Raw genomic sequence first — 16,862 nt, forward strand, 5'->3', positions numbered from 1 at the left:
TGCTAATTTGCTAATGAACCGCTCGCAGTAATCGGTCGATGGTATACGTTTGGTCAACCGTCTTGAGTGTTAGAGTCGCTTTCCATGTGCCAGCCATCAGTGGTACGCCTTCGCCCGTATACGTTCCAGGGTCAGCTTCCGTCATTTTAAACTCGTAATCGCCGCATACCATATCCATCATCTCAAGCTTGACTGATAGCTCAGCTCCTTGTAATGGGGCGCCCGATAGATCTGTAAGCTCGATTTTAAATAAATTATTGTGAAGCACCTTTGCTGGATAACCATCGATGGACCACTTAGCTTCGCCTTTGTCGAAGAGATGCTCCGTCATGGGCGGCGTTAATTCTTCGCCTTTACGTAGCCAAGTAAAAACTATGCCAACGACGATTGCTATAACCAGTAAAATGATAGTGAATTTTAGCAGGTTATAATTTGGTTTGTGTTCTGCTTTCATATTTAGGAAAGAACCTCCTTTATGAGTTGCATATTCTTTAGTTAGATTCATAAAAAGAATGAGTGTTGTAAAGGGATGTATTAAATGCTATTTGCTATCAACTTGCGATACGAATGGTAAGAAAAAAAGCATAGCATGGGCGAAGAAGTTGCAAGGAGAGGTAACGGACATCAGATACGCTATTGTGCTTATTTTGACTTTATACGTAACCGTAACGGACATAGAAGCCCTTATTTGGCTTCACAAGTTGGTTTTTAGCTTCCATTTGCACAAATAGCGGATCCTATGTCCGTTAGACTCAAATATGGGCCTTTTTGTTGAAAATAACGGAATATATGTCCGTTAGGAGGTAGCGAGAAGCTAACGTACACCAGATACGTTATTTGATCAATTTGGCTGTTTTCGCAACTGTAACGGACATAAAAGCCCTTATTTGGCTCCACTAGTTAGTTATTAGCTCTCTTTCGCCTAAATAGCGGATCCTATCTATATAGCCCCCTAATCCATTTGGACACTCCCACTCCTTTCAGCTACACTAAATTTATGGTGGGGGAATGACCAGTGAAAAGACGATTTAGATGCCCGGTTGAAGCGAAAAAGGAGCTTGTTGTAGAAGTGTTAGCTGGTTACCGTACGGAGGTTGTGGCCAGAAAACACGGTATGTCTCCTAAGACGCTTAGCTGTTGGGTTCGTCAATATCAGGATGAGGTGGGGGAACTTATGGCGAAAAGACATGACGATGAAAATAAACTAAAAAAGGATGCAGCCAAGCTGGAAGCCTTGCAGCTTAAATATGATCAAGCAATAAAACAGCTTGGAGAGAAAGAATTGGAACTAAGCATTCTCAGAGATTTGGTAAAAAAAAAGCACCCAGACTGGAGACAGCGTTAACATGGATTGAGCGAGGCTATCCCGTCCGAACGGTATTGCGCATCTGTGACCTACCTCGTTCAACGTATTACTACCGCCTTCAACATCCAGATCGATGTCATCCCAAAGGAAAGGGGCGGCCAATTCCGGGCTATTCCTATGATAAAAGTGGCAACGTCGTCTTGGATGCTCGCATTAAAGGCTGGCTTCGTGTTCTCATCAAAGGACCTAATGCTGCATTCGGCTACCGTAAACTAACCGTCCTATTACGTCGAAAATACCAACTCGTCATTAATAAGAAGAAGATCTATCGACTGTGCAAAGAGCTCCAAATCCTTGCTCCTCAGCGAGAGGCAGCGAATCCCGTACCGAAACGAATAGCCAATAACCGCGTAGTGGACGGTCCTAATCAACTATGGCAGCTGGATATTAAATACGGCTATGTAGCTGGTCAACGGCGACACTTCTATCTGGCAAGCATAATTGATGTATTTGACCGTGCCATCATCTCGTATCATCGAGGCAAAGCCTGTAATACGAACGACATAATAACGGTGGTACAAAAGGCGATTTTGAAGCGCAACATCCACGAGCAAGCACACAAATTGGTTATCCGAACCGACAATGGTCCGCAGTTTATAAGCAAGGCTTTCTATACGTATTGTGAGCAAGCCCCGCTTGAGCACGAACGTATTCCGAACCGTTCACCTAACAAGAACGCCTACATCGAATCGTTTCACAGTATTTTGGAACGAGAATGTTACCAACGTCATTGCTTTGAGACCTACGAAGAGGCATTCACGGAAGTAGATCGGTTTATCCGTTATTACAACCAAGTCCGTATTCATGGAAGTCTTCAGGACTGGTCGCCTTACGAATATTTACAGTTGATACTTTCTGAAAAACTAATGCCTAAAAAAATTGCATTATAATGCGATTGAAAAAGAATGAGTGCGCATGTGTCCAAATTTAGGGGGTTAACCCGCTATGTCCGTTAGACTCAAATATGCGCCCGATTCTTGAAAATAGCGGAATGTATGTCCGTTAGGAGGTTTGAAGTGACTATTGTGAAAAGTTAACGGACACCAGATACGTTATTATGCTCATTTTGGCTGAATACGCAACCGTAACGGACATAGAAGCTCTTATTTGGCTCCAAGAGTTAGTTTTTAGCTCCCTTTTGCCTAAATAACGGATCCTATGTCCGTTAGACTCAAATATGCGCCCGATTTTTGAAAATAGCGGAATGTATGTCCGTTAGGAGGTCTGAAGTGACTATTGCGAGAAGCTAACGGACATCAGATACGCTATTGTGCTCATTTTCGCTGTTTTCGCAACTGTAACGGACATAGAAGCCCTTATTTGGCTCCACTAGTTAGTTATTAGCTCTCTTTTGCCTAAATAGCGGATCCTATGTCCGTTAGACTCAAATACGCGCCCGATTGTTGAAAATAGCGGAATGTATGTCCGTTAGGAGGTCTGAAGTGACAATTGCGAAAAGTTAACGGACATCAGATACGTTATTGTGATGATTTACGCTACTTACGCTACTTTAGCTGCAACGAATATAGAAGCCCCCCTTATTCGGCTCCATGAGTTAGTTTATAGCCCCTTTTGCCAAAATAGAGGAGGATTCTATGTCCGTAAGATCCCAATATGAGCCCGTTTTTTTGAAAATTAAATCTTGCTGCTCAGTTAAGTCCAAGGCTAATCGCACTTGTCATGGTTAAAAAAACGCGCGCTAAGAAATAGACCCATTACGTTACCTATGCGGCAAATGAGTGAAGCAGAACGTCGATAATTAGGATGAGTATGGCATGGATGTCATTAGACAAATAGAACAAGACGTTGTATAGTAACAACGGATCATTTTATAGATGGTGGAAGGGGATAGATGCACCATATCTTCACCTGCATGATCCGATATTGTTGGAGAAGCTGTTCGCTTAGCCTAATTAGAAAAAGCGTATACTAGCATTTCTGACTCAAGGTCGGGGATGCTATTTTTAATATGATATATGACGCAGGAGGAGTAAGGAAAATGAAAAGGTTACATAAAAGCACAATGAAAACGCTAGTAGGTTTGCTGCTCGTGATGATGCTCGTATTCACAGGAGCATGCGGTGCAAATAAGGACACGGTTAACGAGCCGGGAAAAACAACGAACAATGCTGGTCAGGCTGCAACTAACGAGCCATCCACGGCGAATGATTCGACCGTTTATCCGCTAACTTTAAAGGATGATACAGGTACGGAAATTACGTTTGAGCAACAGCCAACTAAAATTGTCTCGCTTGCTCCTAGTGAAACTGAAGCTATTTATGCAATCGGCTCTGGTGATCGTGTTGTAGGTGTTGACGAGTCAAGCAACTATCCCGAGGAGGCAGCAAGCAAGGCAAAGGTTGGCGATATGACAACGAATATTGAAGCTGTTGCAGCTCTCAATCCGGATCTCGTGCTGGCGTCTTCTTCAATGAATGGAGAGGCAATCACGAAGCTCAGAGAACTGAAAATTCCAGTCTACGCGACAGACCCTCTCACGTATGATGCAGTTATTGCCAAAATCGAAAATTTAGGTCATATTATGAATAAACAATCCGAAGCGGCTGAGGTTGCTGGCCACATGCTTTCTGTGAAGCAACAAGTTTCGGATGCAGTTAAGGATGCAGTGAAAAAGAAAGTGTATTTAGAATTTTCCCCAGGCTGGACCGTTGGATCTGGCACATTCCTTGACGAATTGCTAGTACTGGCTGGCGGCGAAAATGTTGCTGGAGCTGCCCCAGGCTGGTATGAGGTGAGTGCGGAGTCGATTGTTACTCAGAATCCCGAGCTTATTATATACCCTGCATTGAAGGAGGACCCGAATCCGATTGTTGTTGGCATTGAAAGCCGTCCAGGCTGGAATGTCATTGATGCGGTGAAAAATAAGCAAATGCATGCAGTAACGGAGGACCCGCTTGTTCGTGTAGGGCCGAGACTTGCAGATGGTTTGCTGGAGCTTGCGAAAGTGATTCACCCGGATCTCGTAAAATAATGATGACCTATAAATTAGTTTGGTATGGAGGAGCAGCTATGCTCCTTCTTGCTGTTTCTATCGTTGTAAGTTTGTCGATTGGCTCGGCTGGTATTTCCATTCGAGATGTTTGGGGTATTTTGCTTCATCAGCTGCCCTGGCTTGCCGATAACTCTGTCCCTTATACAACTGCCGAAATAGCGATTGTCACGCAAGTACGTCTATCGCGTATTTTGCTTGCCGTCCTCGTTGGAGCTTGTCTTGCACTTGCTGGCACGGGCTTTCAAGGGGTTCTTCGAAACCCGCTGGCTGATCCCTATACGCTAGGAGTATCTTCGGGGAGCTCGGTTGGTGCTTCGTTCATTATTCTATTCGGCTTGCAGTCAGCGATTGGCATGTGGACGATACCGCTAGTTGCTTTTGCCACAGGAACCTTGACGCTGCTTGGTGTTTTTTGGCTGTCACGCAACAAGGGTGTTATACATATTGAAACGCTTATTTTATCAGGGGTTATCATCCAGTCTTTTTTAGGCGCTTTTGTATCCTTCATGGTGTCCGTCTCAGAGGGCGTCGTGAATCAAATTTTGTTCTGGTTAATGGGATCGCTTGCGATGAGAAGCTGGGAACATGTATATATGCTTATTCCTTTTCTCGCGGTAGGCTTTCCACTTCTGCTTGCATATGGGCAATCCCTCAATTTATTTGTGCTCGGTGAACGCCATGCAGCGCATCTTGGCATCCATGTCGAGAGAACGAAGCTGATCGTCTTAATCAGCTCGACCTTGCTGACGGCAGCAGCAGTCTCTGTTTCTGGTGTAATTGGTTTTGTTGGGCTCGTGGTTCCACATCTCATTCGTTTGCTCGTTGGCCCCGACTATCGATTAATTACCCCTTTATCGGCTATCGGCGGGGGTATATTTATTTTATGGGCTGATACGCTTGCGCGCATGGCGCTGACGCCTAAGGAAATACCGCTTGGCGTTGTTACGGCTCTGCTTGGTGCGCCATTTTTTGCGTATTTGCTGCATCGGCGAAAGCTGAAGCAAGGAGGGGCGTTATGATTGAGGTGCGCAGCATCGTTCAGACGGTGCAAGGGAGGACGGTACTCAATAAGCTTTCCTGCTCATTTCAAAAAGGGCGGATGTACGGTGTTATTGGACCTAATGGCGTAGGCAAATCAACGCTGCTGCATGTATTGTCAGGCGTTGAACAGCCGGTGCAAGGTGAGGTTTTATTCGAGGGGCAGAGCATCTCCGCATATCCAAGAAAACAAATTGCACAAAAGATGGCGGTTTTGCAGCAAAGCGGGTTGCCTCAGGTAGGATTCTCTGTGCGTGAGGTGGTTAGCATGGGAAGATACCCTTTCCAAAACTGGCTTGGCAGCGATATACATGATTCAGAGGAAATTATAGCTAAAGCGATAATGACCATGGGACTCGAAGAGCTGTCGCATCGCAAAATGGATCAACTAAGCGGCGGTGAACGTCAACGTGTTGCCTTGGCAAAGGTTATGGCGCAGGAGCCCTCTATTATATTATTGGACGAGCCCACGACTTATTTGGACATTGGTTACCAAATTCAGCTTTTGGATACGGTACGTGCTTGGCAGCGTGAACGTGAACTGACCGTTATTGCTGTCCTGCATGATCTTAATTTGGCTTCGCTATATTGCGATGAGCTTGTCGTTCTTCATGAAGGCAAAGTTGCAGCAGCTGGAACACCCAGGGCGGTCATAACTGCTGGTCTAATCAATCAGGTTTATCAGGCCGATACAATTGTAATTGCCCATCCTGTTACGGGTGCACCGCAAATATTGCTCCAACCGAATATGAAAATATAAAATATTATAAAACGTTTGAAGGAGTTATGAAATTGAAACATGCATTGGAAACTCAGCTTGCAGAGACGATCAAACAAATCAAACCATTTAATGAAGAGGCCGCAGAACTAGCTGTGAAGCATTCAGATTCATTGACGAAACCGCCAGGCAGCCTCGGCAAGCTAGAGACAATCGCCAGGCAGCTTGCAGGCATTTCAGGCGAGCTGTGGCCGGATTTGTCACGTAAAGCCGTTATTGTCATGGCGGGTGATCATGGAGTATGCGATGAAGGAGTCAGTGCGTTTCCACAAGCGGTGACACCACAAATGGTGCTCAACTTCCTCAGCGGAGGAGCTGCTGTCAATGTGTTGGCAAGACAAGCCGGCGCAGATGTTGTTTGTGTGGATATTGGTGTAAATGCGGATTTGGAGCATGAGATGTTAGTGAGCCGTAAAGTGGTGCGGGGGACGGCTAATATGGCCAAGCAGCCCGCGATGACACGCGAAGAAGCCGTCCAAGCTATTATTGTTGGCATTGAAGTGGTTAATGAGCAGGTGCAGCGCGGCTGCCGTTTGTTTGCAACAGGCGAAATGGGTATTGGCAATACGACAGCCAGTGCGGCGTTAACGACCGTATTGACGGGCCTATCTCCTGAGGAATCAGTCGGCCGAGGAACCGGCATAAATGATGAAAGCTGGGCAAATAAAGTACGGGTAGTCAAACGCGCAATTGCTGTCAACGAATTGGACCGCGCTAGTGTCGATCCAATCGATGTGCTGGCTAAGGTTGGCGGTGCAGAAATCGCAGGACTTGTTGGCGTTATTATCGGAGCTGCAGCAAACGGCTGCCCAGTCGTCATCGACGGATATATTTCATCTGCTGCGGCGCTTGTCGCATCGCGGATAGCGGAGCAGACGCTTCCCTTTATGATTGCTTCTCACCTCTCTCAAGAGCAAGGTCATTTGAAGCTGCTTGAATCAATAGGCTTGCTTCCGATGATGCAGCTGGAGATGCGGCTTGGCGAAGGCACTGGTGCTGTATTATGTTTTCATTTTATAGACGCTGCGCTCCATCTCATGAATGAAATGGCAACATTTGAGAGTGCAGGCGTATCCAAAGGTTAGGTGAGCGTGAATGACAATTCTAGTAACGGGCGGAGCAAGAAGCGGGAAGAGCGGATTCGCCGAGCAGTATGCGATGAGGGTTGCAGCCCGTGGATTTTATATTGCGACCTGTCAGCCTTATGATACGGAGATGCGCGAGCGAATAGGAAAACATCGCAAGGATCGTGAGGATTCAGGCTTCCGCTGGCAGACCATCGAGGATCCGCATGAAGCAGCAAATGTGCTTTACAGATTGAAAGAGCAAATGGATAAAGAAATTTCAAACGGACAGCAGCCTGCTGTCGTCTTGCTCGATTGCTTAACGTTATGGCTGACAAATTGGCTTATGCGAATAGAACAAGAATCGTATGAAGATACGAGGCTGAAAATGGAGCAGCAGAAACTTATCGAAGCTATTTCCAACTATCCATATCCATTAATCATTGTCACCAATGAGGTAGGAGATGGCATTGTTCCGGCATATCCTCTAGGCAGGCTTTTTCGAGACGAGGCGGGGAGGTTCAACCAACAGATTGCTGCGATATGCGAGCGGGTTTTTCTCGTCACCGCAGGCATACCAGTTGAATTGAAATCGCAAGCTTTTAACTGGGATCAATTATGATGATTTATTCAATAAAGGAGCTCCTGCTCCTCGCAGCGGCAGCCATTGCAATAGATTGGATCGTTGGCGATCCGAAATGGCCAACTCATCCCGTCATATGGATAGGCAGGCTCATTCGACTGCTGGAACGTTTGCTTGCTCCAGAACGATTGAAGGAACATCCGGCTGCTGTAAGAGGCTTAGGTGTAGTGTTGACCTTTGTCACACTCGTTGTCAGCTGCGGCGCAATGTGGTTCATTATTTGGGCGGCAGATGCTATACATACTTGGTTAGGCTATGCGGTGAGCGCATGGTTTATTTCGACAACGCTAGCTGTGAAGGGATTAAAGGAAGCAGCCATGCTCGTCTATCAGCCATTAGTGGAAGGCAGATTAGATGAAGCACGTAAATATGTTGGTTATATCGTTGGCCGAGATACAGCAAAGCTGGATGAGCGAGAGGCATCGCGCGCTGCAATTGAGACGGTTGCTGAAAATACGGTAGATGCGCTCGTTTCACCTTTGTTGTTCGCTTTAATTGGAGGCGCACCGCTTGCAATGCTCTACCGAGCAACGAATACGCTGGATTCCATGGTCGGATATCGGAATGAAAAATATAAGTATTTTGGCTGGTGCTCTGCACGGACGGATGATGTATTAAACTATATTCCTGCCAGAATAACTGGCGTTTTGCTTACGTTGTCATCGCTGTTTGATCAGAGAATGAAGGCGAAGCAGGCGTGGCTTGCCATTCGTACATTTGCACATTTTCATCCTAGTCCCAATAGCGGCATACCGGAATCAGCGGTTGCAGGGGCGCTAGGCATTGAGCTTGGCGGTATGAATTCGTATTTTGGTGTAATCAGTGAACGAGCAAGGATGGGATGGCCAACTCGCCAACTGGAACCAAACGATATTGTACTAAGCGTGCGATTACTGTACAGCGTTAGTTTTATATTATTTGCGGGGGTGATCGCCGTATGGTTCGTCGTGAATTAAAGCTGCATTTTCAAGCACTTATTGCTGCTTTTCAATTTCTAACTCGTTTTCCAATTCCCATCACTGTTCCTTTCCAAGGATCTGTTCTCTTGCGAAGTGTCGTCTATTTCCCTGTAGCTGGTGCGTTTATCGGTATCTGTCTCCTTGCATGTACGTGGCTGCTAGCATTGTTTGTCCCTGCTTGGCCAAGTGCTGTACTGATTCTTGCGATATGGACTGCATTAAGCGGGGGGCTGCATTTGGACGGTTGGATGGATACAGCGGACGGCGTGCTGAGTCACCGCTCACGCGAGCGTATGCTAGAGATTATGAAGGATAGCCGAGTTGGAGCGATGGGCGTCATTGCCGCAGTATTGCTCCTTCTTCTCAAGGCGTCGTTATTAGCAGAACTGCTGAGAGGTGACCATTTTGAGCAATATGGACCATTGCTTGTCATCGTGCCGATTTGGAGCCGTGCTTGGATGAGCGCAGCTATTGCTTGGTGGCCGAATGCCCGTAAGGGTGAAGGGATTGCTGTTTTATTTAATGAGGTCAAATGGCCGCAGGCGACTGCTTCTTTTGTGATGGCAGCCATTCTTTCTGTCCTTACTTTTTGGATCGCTGGCATAGGTGCAAACGTAGCATTAATAATGCTGCTTATTATCGTCATCTTAACGATTTGCTGCGGTGGTTTCATAGCAGCATGGTTAAATCGGAAGCTTGGCGGATTAACTGGGGATACATATGGTGCGATGAACGAAGCGATTGAAGCGTTATTGCTGCTTGCGGCGGTCATCTGGTTATATGCGCAATAGAAAAGGAGTTGTTTTTGTTAAATGTTAGAAAGATATGGTCATGGCGGCGATTTGCGGACCGCGGAAGAAGCGTTCGATATACCTGCGCATAAATTTGTTGATTTCAGCTCGAATATGAATCCGCTAGGTGCGCCATTAAGCGTTAAACAAGCGCTTCTTGCCTATGCAGATATGATAGAGCAATACCCTGATCCAGCCGTTCGCGGCCTAAGAAAGAAGCTTGCTGAACTACATAATATTGATGCTCAATCCATCGTAGTAGGAAACGGAGCGGCAGAACTAATCGATCTTATCGTCCGTACGCTGCAACCAAAGTTAACGACGCTTGCCATTCCGTGCTTTGATGAATATGGCGATGCCATTCGGAAAATCGGCGGAGCTGTGTATGAAATTAAATTATCATCTCACATGCAATTTAAGCTTAGCTTGGATTCCGAGCATTTATGCGAAGCGGCCGCCACAGGATCATTAGTTATGCTCGGTTCGCCAAACAATCCAACGGGTCAGCTTGTAGATCCAGAACTAATTCGAGCACTCTTAAGTAAAGGCGCCTACGTCGTAGTTGACGAGGCGTTTATGGATTTTGTGCCTGATGAAGCACAGTACAGCCTTGTTCAAGAAGCAACTAGGCATGAACGGTTGTTCGTTATCCGCTCAATGACAAAATTTTATGCGATACCAGGCATTCGACTTGGATATATCGTTGGCATGCCTAGAACGATAAGCGGCTTGCGACGCTTGCAAATACCATGGAGCGTTAACTCTTTAGCGCAGCTGATTGGCGAAGCGGTGCTGGATGACAAGGATTATGCAGAGCGTACACTCGCTTGGTTAGAGCAGGAAAGACCTTGGCTCATGTCTGAGCTTGAAGCGATTGGCTTTGAAGCTAACCCAAGTGCGGCCAATTATTTGCTCATTCGGATTCCGAGCGATGCGGGTCTCAGTGCCAGCATGCTTCAGCTCGAGATGGGCAAGCAAGGGGTGCTTATTCGCGATGCATCGAGATTTGCAGGGCTTGATCATACGTATATCCGGGTTGCTATTAAACTTCGGCAGCAAAATGAACAGCTAATCGCTGCTTTTAAGCATTGCTTGAAATGGAATGAAAACCAAGGCGGTTAAGGGGATTTGAACGAATTGCAAATTTCCTACCCATTACAAATTAAACTCATGTAAAGCTTCTGTGACAGCCAAAGGAGGGAAAGCAATGACACAGCCCTTTCGTAAAGACCAGCATTATTATCAATCACAGCTGTGGTGCGGCGTAAGCTTGCAGCTCCTTGAGGACCGCATTGAAGCAAGCAGCAATGTTTCTTTGTATGCGCTAAGCAGCGCGATTCATCCGGGCGGCTTTTCTTATACCAATCGTATTGTGAATTGGAAAGTTCCGCTTACTTATCAATGTGAAGATCCTGTTCTCGACATCATTAATCAATGTACGCAATGGGGCTGCGAACCAGAAGCTACTGTAGGATTATTAACAGCAGCGAAGCTGACACATGCATCCATCACTGAAATGGAAGGTGATCGCTTTAAGCTTATCTGCTGTACGACGGTAGGCACACGAAATGCAGCAAGATCTGGTATGCCTCGAAGTACCTTCTCTGCTTATTCTCCGGGAACGATCAATATTGTTATTTTAATCGATGGTCAAATGACTGAATCAGCTATGGTGAATGCGGTCATAACAGCAACTGAAGCGAAAACAGCAGCATTACAGCATTTAGGCATCGTTGAGATGGAAACAGGACAATCAGCTACAGGGACGACAACGGATGCCATTGTCGTAGCGGTTAGTCAAGCAGCAAGCTGGAATGCGGTACATGCGTATGCTGGTGCAGCTACGACAATTGGGTGCGCGATTGGAGAAGCGGTCTATGAGACCGTGTTAGAAGCAGCACGAACGCAGCATGATGACTAAGGATTAATGACCTTCGCTATAATGACTAAATGGAGGTTTGCGAATTGGAATTTTGGATACGGAAAGCGACGATCGATGATCTTAAGCTTCTCTCTCAAATGAACAAAGAGCTTATCGAGGATGAAGGCAGCCGTAATCCAATGACTCTCGCGCAGCTTGAAGACAGATTTCTTGGGTGGCTGTCAAGCGATTGGGAGATTTCATTGTTTGAGAAGGATTCTGCTATTTTAGGTTATGCGGTATATCAAATCAGCGCAGATGTTTTTTATCCAGAGGAGTCAAATGTTTATCTCAGACAGTACTATATCGCTCGACAGCAACGGAGCCATGGTTATGGAAGCGCAGTATTAAAACAATTAATCCGCGACTCATTTCCTAGCGGTGCCAAAGTGACGATTGATGTGTTGGCCTCCAATCCGCGCGGGCAGCAATTTTGGACGAGTTGTGGTTTTGAACCCTATTATACGAACATGCAGCTTAAACAATGAAGCAGCGTACTGCTTTGACTTTTACCGACTACCGACTACGCCATGCCGGGAGACAAGATAACAATGGGGATGTTAATTGAAATTGTCTTTGAGTTTATTGCCGATTTATTTATAGCGGACGGAAACGGGAAATGGGAGAGGCTCAAACAGACAAAGTATGAGAGAAAGCTGCGAAAATGGGCAAAAGAATACGAATGGTTTGAGCATTTATCCGCAATCTAGACTTAAACTTGGAAGCAAGGCGCCAATTAGAGGGAATGCTCATCGATAAATATAAAAGAAGCAGCGGAATAAAATAGCGGAGTTACATTACAGCGATTGTGAAATCGTGTAAAATGATATAGTTGAACAATCGGTCATAAGATCGATCGTGTGCCGCTTAGAACGGAGGAACTTCCTTTGATTAAAATAGTAGGTTATACAAAACAAAAGCAATGGTTAACTGATTTAACGATAGAAGATCTAAACTCGCCTGAGCTTGACTGGTATTGGGTCGACTTTAGTAACCCGAAGGAAGAGGAGTGCAGACTGCTCGATACCTTTTTTCATTTTCATCCGCTCGCTATCGAGGATTGCTACCATTTGCTTCAGCGGCCGAAAGTAGATCATTACGACGATATTCATTTTTTTGTGCTGCACGAAATTGAGCGTAAGACGTTGACCGTAAATGAAATCAATATGTTCATCGGTCCATCGTTTATTGTTACGTTTCATTATGAGCGATCACCAGAGATTGAGGAAGCTCAAACTAAGCTATTATCGAGCACGAAGATCGGCGAGAAAGGCCAGCTATATGCGGCATATCTCGTAATAGACAAGCTGGTTGATCAATATTTCCCTGCGGTTCATGAGCTGGAAGACCAGCTTCTTGATATGGAAATCGGTAGTGGTGACGAACAAAGTCAAACCGCTATGAGCGATATTTTCAACATACGTTCTAGGCTGCTGCGTTTGCGCAAAACGATTGTCCCTATGCGTGATTTATTGTATCGCATAACGAATTCCGATCGCATTGACGGGCTGAAGCCTTATATGGCCTTTTATCATGATATTTATGATCATTTGCTCAAATTGACTGAAATGATGGATTCAAGTCGAGAGATGACGGCAGATCTTCGTGACAGCTTCATTTCCTTTAACTCCAATCGGATGAACTCAATTATGAAAACTCTTACCGTTATCACGACGATCTTCATGCCGCTCACTTTTTTGGCAGGCATTTATGGCATGAACTTTCAAAATATGCCTGAGCTGGAGTGGACGTGGGGTTATTTTGCTGTCATAACGATTATGCTCGTCATCGGGCTTGGCATGTATGCTTGGTTCCGAAGCAAAGGTTGGTTTAAATGAATGTTAAGGAGCTTGGAGAGCAATGGAAATGAAAGAACCTGCTCGGATGAGCAAAAAGCGGCTGTTCACCATAGTCGGAATTATGGCAGGCATTATGCTTGTACTCGTCTTGATGCTATATTTAATGATTATTTCACTTGGAAATCGCAATGCGGTTAATCTCTCAAAGTCTGAGCAAGTATTGCATTACTCCTATTTTTCAAAGACTTCAACTAGTGGGGTAAAGCTGCACGTACTGCAAACAAAGCCCGCCTATGTCACGCTTGAAACGATTAATACAAATGTTACCCTTACTGGTAAGGTCGGCATTAACGGCGGATTTTTTTACGGCAACCAGCTGTTAAGCATCGGAGTCGTAAATAGCATTCCGGTTAATAAGGAAATTGGCAATTTCGGAACGGGAAGTGAGAACGTAAAATATGAGCGAGGCACACTCGTCTGGGATGGCGCTTCTGATTCATTAAGCGTTCAAGTTGCAAGCCAAGCGTCCGAGATAAAAGTGAAGGATCACACACGTTTCTGGGCACAAGGCGGCATTAGCATGAGCTTAGGCGATGATGCGCATTGGATCGAGCAGTCGGTTAAGGAGAACGCGCCGTTCCCAGATGACAATCGCTTGCGATCGGCAGCGGTGTACGATCAAGCAGGGGCGTTATATTTAATTGTTAGCGAAACGAAAAACTCGCTTGCCGTATTTAGAGAAGCGATTATATCAAGCGTTGGCGATGGAAAGCTGGTTGATGGCATATTTCTAGACGGTGACGGGTCGTCCCAGCTTTTTGGCAGCAAGGCATCGTTGCCTGGGGATAACAGACCGGTTGTACAAATGATTCGAATCGTAAAATGAGTTGAGATAAGATAAGGAGCAATCAGCATGAATCAACAGCAATTGCCGATTGATCAGGTATTGCCGGAACTGCTATTGGCTCTCCAAAGCGGTGTGAATGCGGTGCTGATCGCAGAGCCGGGAGCCGGAAAGACGACACGAGTTCCGCTTGCGCTGCTTGATCAGCCATGGCTGGGAAGCAAAAAAATAATAATGCTTGAGCCGCGCAGACTCGCCGCAAGGTCAGCCGCACAGTTTATGGCAAAATCGCTAGGCGAGCAGGCTGGTGAAACGGTTGGTTATCGGGTGAGATTAGATTCTCGGGTTAGTTCGCAAACACGTATTGAAGTGGTGACGGAAGGTGTATTTACGCGCATGCTGCAGGAGGACCCCGCACTCGAGCAGGTTGGGGCGATCTTGTTCGATGAATTCCATGAACGACATTTGCATGGCGATCTTGGCTTAACGCTTTGCTTGCAATCACAGCAATTGCTGAGAGATGATTTACGCCTCGTTATTATGTCAGCAACGCTGGATGCAGAGCCGATTGCCGAGCTGCTTGAGGATGCACCAATTATTAGCAGTGAAGGCCGTGTTTTCCCTGTTGAGACACAGTACATGAAAGCAAAGCTTACGGGGCCTATAGAGCCCCACATGGCACAAACGATTATGGAAGCGCTCCGTTCGTTTGATGGAGATGTATTAGCGTTTTTGCCAGGTGTTGCAGAGATACGCCGCACAGCCCGATGGTTAATGGAGAGCGGCGTATCTTCATTTGCTCGAGTAGAGGAACTGCATGGCAGCTTGCCGCTCGAGAAACAAGATGCGGCTGTTGCTCCATGTGCTGATGGCGAACGCAAGGTTGTGCTTGCAACTTCCATTGCAGAATCAAGTCTGACCGTTGAAGGAGTTAAGGTTGTTGTAGACAGCGGCTTAATGCGAGTTCCCCGGTTTTCTCCAAGAACAGGCATGACTCGGCTGGAAACATTGCCGGTTTCGATCGCTTCCGCGGATCAGCGCAGAGGGAGAGCAGGACGGTTGGCTAAAGGTGCTTGTTATCGGTTATGGACAGAGCAAGAGCATCTATATTTGCCGAAACAAAGTACACCCGAGCTGCTTGAGGCAGATCTTGCTGCCCTTGCCCTTGAGCTAGCCATTTGGGGAATAAAAGATCCGCAGGAGCTTAATTGGTTGACGCCGCCGCCTGCAGCTGCTTATGAGCAAGCGGTTGCTTTGCTGAAAGAGCTAAACGCAATAGACGGTGACAGTAAACCAACAGCCGCGGGAGTGAAAATGGCACAGTTTGGTTTGCATCCGCGGCTCGGTGCCATGATTTTGCAGGCTTCAGAGCTAGGTTCTGCGCGACTGGCATGTGATGCAGCAGCTTTGCTAAGCGAACGTGATTTACTTCCACAGGAGCGCAATGTAGATGTGCAGCTTCGGTTGGATTTGCTATATCAGCTGTCCGGAAAAGATGGCAAACTGCTGAAGGGCGGCAGCTCCGAGCATCCTAGCAGAGGCGCAGTACGCCGAGTTATCGCGCAAGCGGATCAATGGGAGCGGAAATTGTCAGCGCAAACCGCTGTCGAGACAGCTTCTGAGAAAACAGCTCAGCACAAGTCGCCTATTCCGATTGGCATTTTGCTGGCATTTGCGTATCCGGACCGAATCGCTCAAAGGCGCAGCGATGGCCGATACTTATTAGCTAATGGCAGAGGAGCCGTACTGCCTGAACTTCAGCCGCTATCACGTTCAGCCTATCTTGCTGCTTGCGAGCTCGATGATACAGGCTCCGAAAGCCGGATACGGTTAGCAGCTGAACTTCATCTAAGCGATATCGAGCATTATCTAAGTGGTTATATAACAGCTGAAGAGGTCGTAGAGTGGGATGCTGCTGCACAAGCTGTTCGTGCAAGGAAACGATTGCGACTTGGCAGTATTGTGATGAAAGAAAGCATTCTTCAGAAACCGGATGAACAACTTGTTGCGGATGCTTTGATTTCTGCGATTCAGGAAACTGGATTTGTAATGCTGCCAATGAGCAAGCAAGCGCAGCAGTTGAAAGCAAGGATGAAGCTGATGGCGCTGGCTGGCGATGATTGGCCCGATGCTTCAGATGAAGCGCTTCTCGGCACGCTTGATGAGTGGCTGAAGCCGCATCTATTCGGGATGAAGAGCCGTGCTGATTTACAAAAGCTCTCCATGCTTCAGCTGCTTGAAGGCAAGCTTAGCTGGAAGCAAAAACAGGAGCTTGATGAGCAGGTTCCTACCCATATCGTTGTACCTAGCGGTTCTCGCATACCGATAGACTACAATGATCCGGAGTCGCCAGTGCTCGCCGTAAGGTTACAGGAGCTATTCGGTCTAACGGATACACCACGACTAGCAAGGGGAAGATTGCCGGTTACACTGCATCTTTTATCTCCGTCGCAGCGACCGGTTCAAGTGACGCGTGATTTGCGCAGCTTTTGGGAGAATACGTATTTCGAAGTAAAGAAGGATTTGAAAGGACGTTATCCGAAGCATTATTGGCCGGATGATCCTTACACAGCGATGCCGACGAATCGAGCGAAGCCGAGAAACACATAAGGGACTCAGCTGTTTCTGCCAAAGCACGAGTAATCT

The 16,862-nt window shown here is 46.5% G+C and carries 17 protein-coding genes; 16 read left to right on the forward strand and 1 reads right to left on the reverse strand.

The window, feature by feature from the left end; genetic code table 11:
• Window positions 1-10 precede the first annotated feature (10 nt).
• Entirely contained in the window at window positions 11-454 is a 444-nt protein-coding gene (locus tag AC0VYE_RS16195) for a FixH family protein (protein ID WP_475449142.1), read from the reverse strand.
• A 561-nt stretch (window positions 455-1,015) separates the two neighbouring features.
• On the opposite strand from AC0VYE_RS16195, the gene AC0VYE_RS16200 reads away from it, so the two are divergent.
• The 16 genes from AC0VYE_RS16200 to hrpB all read left to right on the forward strand — a co-directional run bounded on the left by AC0VYE_RS16200 (window position 1,016) and on the right by hrpB (window position 16,826).
• Window positions 1,016-1,345, forward strand: coding sequence for a transposase (locus AC0VYE_RS16200; RefSeq protein WP_475446268.1), 330 nt, complete (start codon window positions 1,016-1,018; stop codon window positions 1,343-1,345).
• Between the two features lie 5 nt (window positions 1,346-1,350).
• Window positions 1,351-2,256 (forward strand): IS3 family transposase, encoded by a 906-nt coding sequence (locus tag AC0VYE_RS16205; RefSeq protein ID WP_475449501.1) that lies wholly within the window; start codon window positions 1,351-1,353, stop codon window positions 2,254-2,256.
• Between the two features lie 1,109 nt (window positions 2,257-3,365).
• Window positions 3,366-4,358 (forward strand): ABC transporter substrate-binding protein, encoded by a 993-nt coding sequence (locus tag AC0VYE_RS16210; RefSeq protein WP_083682211.1) that lies wholly within the window; start codon window positions 3,366-3,368, stop codon window positions 4,356-4,358.
• 2 nt (window positions 4,359-4,360) lie between these two features.
• On the forward strand, window positions 4,361-5,398 hold the full coding sequence (locus AC0VYE_RS16215) for a FecCD family ABC transporter permease (RefSeq protein ID WP_475449594.1): 1,038 nt from the start codon (window positions 4,361-4,363) through the stop codon (window positions 5,396-5,398).
• Window positions 5,395-6,177 carry a heme ABC transporter ATP-binding protein gene (locus AC0VYE_RS16220; protein WP_475449144.1) on the forward strand — a complete coding sequence of 261 codons (783 nt, stop codon included), beginning with the start codon at window positions 5,395-5,397 and terminating at the stop codon, window positions 6,175-6,177. Before AC0VYE_RS16215 ends, AC0VYE_RS16220 begins: the two co-directional genes overlap by 4 nt.
• Before the next feature lie 26 nt (window positions 6,178-6,203).
• Window positions 6,204-7,280 carry a nicotinate-nucleotide--dimethylbenzimidazole phosphoribosyltransferase gene (gene cobT / locus AC0VYE_RS16225; protein WP_475449146.1) on the forward strand — a complete coding sequence of 359 codons (1,077 nt, stop codon included), beginning with the start codon at window positions 6,204-6,206 and terminating at the stop codon, window positions 7,278-7,280.
• A 10-nt stretch (window positions 7,281-7,290) separates the two neighbouring features.
• On the forward strand, window positions 7,291-7,881 hold the full coding sequence (cobU, locus tag AC0VYE_RS16230) for a bifunctional adenosylcobinamide kinase/adenosylcobinamide-phosphate guanylyltransferase (protein WP_475449147.1): 591 nt from the start codon (window positions 7,291-7,293) through the stop codon (window positions 7,879-7,881).
• Window positions 7,878-8,858 carry an adenosylcobinamide-phosphate synthase CbiB gene (cbiB, locus tag AC0VYE_RS16235; RefSeq protein WP_475449149.1) on the forward strand — a complete coding sequence of 327 codons (981 nt, stop codon included), beginning with the start codon at window positions 7,878-7,880 and terminating at the stop codon, window positions 8,856-8,858. The genes cobU and cbiB overlap by 4 nt, the downstream gene beginning before the upstream one ends.
• The gene (gene cobS, locus AC0VYE_RS16240) at window positions 8,840-9,652 is read left to right on the forward strand and encodes an adenosylcobinamide-GDP ribazoletransferase (protein ID WP_475449150.1); all 813 of its coding nucleotides are present in this window, start codon (window positions 8,840-8,842) and stop codon (window positions 9,650-9,652) included. Before cbiB ends, cobS begins: the two co-directional genes overlap by 19 nt.
• A gap of 21 nt (window positions 9,653-9,673) precedes the next feature.
• Window positions 9,674-10,774: a threonine-phosphate decarboxylase CobD gene (gene cobD / locus AC0VYE_RS16245; RefSeq protein WP_475449152.1), complete on the forward strand. Its 1,101-nt coding sequence runs from the start codon at window positions 9,674-9,676 to the stop codon at window positions 10,772-10,774.
• 85 nt (window positions 10,775-10,859) lie between these two features.
• On the forward strand, window positions 10,860-11,573 hold the full coding sequence (locus AC0VYE_RS16250) for an adenosylcobinamide amidohydrolase (protein WP_475449154.1): 714 nt from the start codon (window positions 10,860-10,862) through the stop codon (window positions 11,571-11,573).
• A gap of 44 nt (window positions 11,574-11,617) precedes the next feature.
• Window positions 11,618-12,061 carry an N-acetyltransferase family protein gene (locus AC0VYE_RS16255; RefSeq protein WP_475449156.1) on the forward strand — a complete coding sequence of 148 codons (444 nt, stop codon included), beginning with the start codon at window positions 11,618-11,620 and terminating at the stop codon, window positions 12,059-12,061.
• A gap of 63 nt (window positions 12,062-12,124) precedes the next feature.
• A complete protein-coding gene (locus AC0VYE_RS16260) occupies window positions 12,125-12,283 on the forward strand; it encodes a hypothetical protein (RefSeq protein ID WP_475449158.1) in 159 nt (52 codons plus the stop codon).
• Window positions 12,284-12,460: 177 nt separating this feature from the next.
• Complete coding sequence (gene corA, locus AC0VYE_RS16265) at window positions 12,461-13,411, forward strand: magnesium/cobalt transporter CorA (RefSeq protein ID WP_475449160.1); 951 nt, start codon at window positions 12,461-12,463, stop codon at window positions 13,409-13,411.
• A 22-nt stretch (window positions 13,412-13,433) separates the two neighbouring features.
• Window positions 13,434-14,258 carry a hypothetical protein gene (locus AC0VYE_RS16270; RefSeq protein WP_475449162.1) on the forward strand — a complete coding sequence of 275 codons (825 nt, stop codon included), beginning with the start codon at window positions 13,434-13,436 and terminating at the stop codon, window positions 14,256-14,258.
• A gap of 27 nt (window positions 14,259-14,285) precedes the next feature.
• Window positions 14,286-16,826 (forward strand): ATP-dependent helicase HrpB, encoded by a 2,541-nt coding sequence (gene hrpB / locus AC0VYE_RS16275; protein WP_475449164.1) that lies wholly within the window; start codon window positions 14,286-14,288, stop codon window positions 16,824-16,826.
• Window positions 16,827-16,862 lie beyond the last annotated feature (36 nt).

Source organism: Pristimantibacillus sp. Z349TD_6 (assembly GCF_056173205.1).